At 56.3% G+C, this 5516-nt stretch carries 2 protein-coding genes; one reads left to right on the top strand and one right to left on the bottom strand.

What is annotated here, in order from left to right; translation table 11 throughout:
• Positions 1-376 precede the first annotated feature (376 nt).
• Positions 377-4123 (top strand): S-layer homology domain-containing protein, encoded by a 3747-nt coding sequence (locus Q0Y09_RS05750; RefSeq protein WP_297718938.1) that lies wholly within the window; start codon positions 377-379, stop codon positions 4121-4123.
• Positions 4124-4222: 99 nt separating this feature from the next.
• Here the strand turns inward: Q0Y09_RS05750 and Q0Y09_RS05745 are convergent, their stop codons facing one another.
• Positions 4223-4774, bottom strand: a complete 552-nt coding sequence (locus Q0Y09_RS05745; protein WP_297718935.1) for a GNAT family N-acetyltransferase — start codon at positions 4772-4774, stop codon at positions 4223-4225.
• Between the last annotated feature and the right edge of the window lie 742 nt (positions 4775-5516).

The following is a 5516-nucleotide window of genomic DNA, read 5'->3' as shown; positions in this document are numbered from 1 at the left end:
GAGCCAACTGATTTTGATTCGTCAGTTAGCTCTCTTTTGTTATCTAGGATGAACGGTATGAGCTGCGGGCGAGTGTGTCTGCAAAAATATCTGATACTGTGGAAAGACGAGGAATGCCTGGAAGGTCGTCTCCAGATATATTGGAGTATCTGTTCTCCCCAGAAAAGGGAATTTTGTCTAAAGCGAAAATTCATAAATCAGGCGGGGCAAGTAATTTATTTATTGTGCAATCTATTGACTATCTTATGAAATCTTACTATAATGAACCTGAGCACCGGTTCCGCTCCGGTGGAGCATGTGCTTAATTTTACCAAAAGAGAGGAAGACTGCAATGAAGAACCCGAGTCCCCCGCGCGCGCACAGAATCCTGTCTCTAGTGCTCGTTCTCGCAACACTCCTATCCTTCATCGTCATCCCCGCGTCCGCCACCATCGAACCGACCCCCTCTGAGGGCGATGGCATCACCGTCAGCGACTCTGTCCTGGAGCTGAACTCCGTCCAGGAGCTGACCGCCAAGCTGACAGTTCCCACCGCCGACATTGAGGGCGATGCTCTTACCTGGGCCAAGGGACTGGAGTGGTCTCTGACCCGTACCGAGGACATGTTTGTCCAGGATTCCGAGATCTATCCCCATGTTTATACCGGTGACAAGCTGGAAAACTGGCAGATCTGGGACAGCGCCAACGGCAAGTACGGTGAGGGGATCGAGAACAGCCCCTGGTTCTATTTCTCCACCGCTTCCGGCTCCAAGGTAAAGACGACTGCCGAGGCCGTCTCTGTGGATACTGACGGCAGCAACACCGTCATCACCCTGCGGTTCGGCACCAACCCCTTCTTCGGCGTGATCGGCTTCACCGATTATAACGGAAAGGGTATCCGCAACGTTTTCAACAGCTTTAACGGCACTTACACCTTCGCCGCCAAGCAGGGCGACGAGGTGGTGGGCTCGGCTCCTCTGGACGTGGAGGTCTACCGCAGCTATCGCCGCTACAATGAGGTGTATAGCGAGCTGCTGGCCATCCAGAAGGCCGCCGAAGCCTCCGGTCGCTATTTTGAGATCGTGGAATACGGCAAATCCGAAGGTGGCTATTCTCAGTACGCCGTGGTGTTCTCCGACAGCAAGCAGTCCGTGGAGAACTTCCACACCATGAACGCCACCGCTACCACCGATCCCCAGTCTCTCATTGACCGTATCAACAGCGGGAAGCTCACCGACTACCGGGTGCCCTTCATGGTCAACAACCAGCATTCGGATGAGTACCCCAACATGGATGCCGAGCTCAACCTTCTGTGGGAGCTGGCCACTGAGGACTCCATCACCTACCAGACCCTCACCGGGCTGAAGAACGGTAAGAAGATGGATAAGTATTGGGCCCCCGCGCTCAATGAGTTCGATATCACCGGCCTGGGCAACCCCCGCCTGGACATCAAGGCCGACGGCACCGAGGCCAATAACGACGGCACCCAGGGCGCCTCTGATATCTACACCATCAGCGGCGATATCACCTATGCCGTGGATGATCTGCTGGATGAGCTGATCCTGGTGTTCAGCCTGGCCGAGAACCCCGACGGCCGCACCTACGGCTCCCGCCGCAACATCAATGGCTTCGACCACAACCGCGACACCACCTTCCAGACCCAGGCCGAGACCCGCAACATCGCTAAGCTGATCTCCTCCTGGAACCCCATCGTTTTCCTGGAGCTCCACGGCTATATGGAGGAGTTCCTCATTGAGCCCTGCTCTCCTCCTCATGAGCCCAACCTGGAGTACGACATCCTGGTGGAGCACTTCTTCGAGGGTGGCGAGGCTTTCGGTATGGCGGCTCTGGCCACCATCGATGACGAGGGCTACGACTACAAGTTCTCCCAGTACACTCTGCCCCTGCGGGACAACTTTAACTCCTCCGAGTTCCCCGACAAGTGGGATGCTTGGGACGACCTGAGCACCAACTACACCCCCAGCTACGCCATGCTCAACTGCAACGCCGCTGGCTACACCAGTGAGACCCCCAAGGCCAATGAGGCCAGCACCCGCCTGTTTGAGTGCGGTATGTACGGCATGCTGGACTACTACCGCCAGCACAAGGAGGAGGTCTATCTCCGCCAGCTGGAGTTCTTCCGCCGCGGCATCGAGAATGAAGACGCCTCCGAGTCCATTGGCCGCTGGTATGTGGACGTGGACGACAAGCAGATCCCCACCACTGATATGCGTCCCCTGTATGAGGACAACGGCAAGTTCTTCGCCGAGTACTGGGTCATCCCCGTGGATACCGAGCAGCAGCGGGATGTGGCCTCCGCCTATGATATGGCCGAGTTCCTGGTGCGCAACGATGTGAAGGTCTCCAAGCTCACCGCCGACGTCACCGTGAACGGCGTCACTTATAAGGCCGGCTCCTTCGTGGTGGATATGCACCAGGCCAAGCGCAACTACGCCAACTGTGTGCTGTATAATGGCGTGGACGCCTCCTCCTCCGGCTTTGTCTCCCTGTACTCCGATGCAGTCACCAGCTATCCCGAGCAGTGGGGCTTTGACGCCATCCCCGTGGCGGTGGAAGGCGCCTTCGCCGGCAAGCTCGAGGCGGTCAGCTCTGTCAAGAGCGCCAGCGCCTTCACCGGCGTGACCGGTAAGGCCGTCGTGGTCTCCAACGAGAGCATTGATTCTGTCAATGCCGTCAACGACCTCCTGGCTGCCAACCGTGCTGTGGGCATGGTGGTCAGCGGCGCCTACAAGGGCGACTTCGTCATGGGCTACAATGACTTCCTCACCGTGCGGGATAAGTACAGCCTGTCCGCCACCGGCGTGGAGTCCATGCCTGACGCCCGCCAGCTCAGCCAGCCCACCCTCTACATTGTGGGCCTGTTCGAGGACTTCCATGATGCCAAGATCACCAGCGGCTACTATGCTGACTGGTTCAGTGAGGGCTATGGCTCCACCAAGTATGACTCCATGCACCGCAACGGCAACGCCATGCAGGACCTGTTCGTCTACACCAAGCAGATGAACTTCAAGATCACTGACGATCCCGACAAGGCGGACGTTATCATCGGCACCGCCGCCCTGAGCAATAACCCCGAGACGGAGAAGGACGTGCTGGCCGCTGTGAAGAGCGGTACTCCCTACATCTCCACCGGTATGGCTCCCATCTCCTACATCGCTGAGAACCTGCTCAATAACCATGGCTTTGAGCCCGCTTATCCCGACGGCGACATGCTCCACTATGTCACCTATCCCGATGACAGCCTGATTACCGCCAACCATGTGGCTGACGAGGACAATGTCATCTACGCCGTGGACGCTGTCTCTATCGGCGGCAAGATCCTGGAAAACGACAACACCACCATCCTCATTCAGTGTGAGGACGGCGAGGTCGGCGACTACATGATCTCCGGCTGCTCTCCCGACGCCATCCAGATGTCCGGCCAGGTGGAGGCCATTGCCTATAACGACGGCAAGCTGGACCTGACCATCTTCGGCAACAGCATCACCAACAAGGCGTTCCAGCGTGACGAGTACACCTATGCCACCAACGCCATCTACACCAAGGTCATGGCCGACGCCCCCATGGCTCTGCCCAACGTGGACGGCGGCAACAGCTTTGAGGATGTGCCTGCCAATCACTGGGCTGCCGACAGCATCCGGTACATGGTGGATCAGGGCCTGTTCAAGGGCACCTCTGCCACCACCTTTGCCCCCGCGCTCTCCGTGGACCGGGCCATGCTGGTGACCGTGCTCCACCGGATGGCCGGTACCCCTGCCGCCTCCGCTCCCACCTTTGCCGACGTGCCTGCCGATACCTGGTACACCGACGCTGTGGGCTGGGCTGTGCAGGAGAAGATCACTTCCGGTACTGGTAACGGCTTTGCGCCCACTGCCAACGTTACCCGGGAGCAGATCGCAGTGTTCCTTTACAACTATGCCAAGTTCAAGGGCATGGACACCACCGGCAACGCGCTCACCGATTTTGCCGACGCTGAGTCTGTGCACACCTGGGCCTCTGAGGCCATGGGCTGGGCTGTGAAGAACAGCCTGATTACCGGCAAGACCGGCAACCTGCTGGATCCCACCGGGGCTGCCAGCCGCGCCGAGGTCGCCACCATCCTGGCCCGCTTCCTGCAAAAGTGAGGACGCGTTGCGTCGTGACTCTGCTGTAAGCTGAAAACACAAAAAAGCGGGGCTGCTGCAAGATTTTGCAGCAGCCCCGCTTTTTGTCTTACGGCGGAATCATATTGTGGGACAGCAGGGGAGAGTACCGCACCCTTTCATGACGTGATCCTTCAAATACACATAGAACGCCCGATAGACGTCCTCTGTCAACGCCTTTGGATGAGACATGACGACCAGCGTATGGCCATCGTTGCCGGCGTGATAGGGGGGATGCACATGGGGAAAGGGGGTGGGGACAAAGCCAGAACGCAGATAGAAGCCTTTGCGCCGAATCGAAATGGCGTCCTCCGGCGGATCGATCTCCAGGATCATGGTCTTGCCTTTTTTCGCAAGACAGTCCAGCGCCCTGCGTCCGTAGTTCTTTCCCCGCAGCTCCGGGAACATGCAAAAATGCTCTATATAGAGAAAGGCGTCGGTCTCCCAGTACAGGATGATCCCTGCCCAGGTCGGACCGTCATAGACGAGCTCGAAATGATATTCCTCCAGTCCCATGCAGTCCGCCTGAGAGGCGGGCTCACGCTGTTCGTGGGGCGGAAAGCTGATGCTGTATAGCTGCATGGCACGTTCAAAGGCGGCGCCCTGGGGGACACGCAAACGACGAAGCTCCATCTATCTCATACTCCCTTTCTCTGTTCAGGCATATTGCACTATGACTGTCGAGATTGTAAAGCCAACACCTCATTTTGTCAATCCCGAAAATCAATAAGGCAGGGGGGTGGAAGCACACAAATCACCGGGAACTAGATCGGGATACAGAAGTTTTTCAAGCGCGAGGAGGGGCAGCGGGAGTTTGCTGAGTGGAAAGCACAGCAGCAGACTGAACAACAAAACAGGTATGACAAAGGCGGGAACATCTTAAACGATGCGCCCGCCTTTTCTCAACACATAGACAAACTGGGAGTTGGCAAGCAACTAAAAAGATTTCCCACCACTTTTCGCATTTAAGATTTCTTCCTCTTTTCCAAATAAATTCCAATGCAAAAAACAATAATCATGTAAACAAGCGCTATCACTTGCATGGCAACCATCGTGGCTCTGCCTGCATAATTCGGTTGACTTTCCACCAGCCTTGCAATTCCTCCAAATAAGTACATAGGAGTTGCGGCGGAAAACATTTGCGAAAAAACGGCCAATGTTGTGTTCCTCGTTTCATCTGTTTCCAGCAGGAACTGTCAAAGGTAGACCAGTAATGAACAAAACCCCACTATATGTGAACTGAACCAGTAAAAACGGACAGTGACAAAATACCCCCTGATGTAGGAAAATAGACTACATCAGGGGGTATCGTTATGCGGAAACGAAATTACACACAGGTTCAGGGGCTGCTGCCGGAAATCAAAGTCATGCTGTC

The sequence above is a fragment of the Intestinimonas sp. genome, assembly GCF_026169115.1.
GTDB lineage: Bacteria > Bacillota > Clostridia > Oscillospirales > Oscillospiraceae > Intestinimonas.
This window is presented reverse-complemented; position numbering and strand designations above follow the sequence as displayed.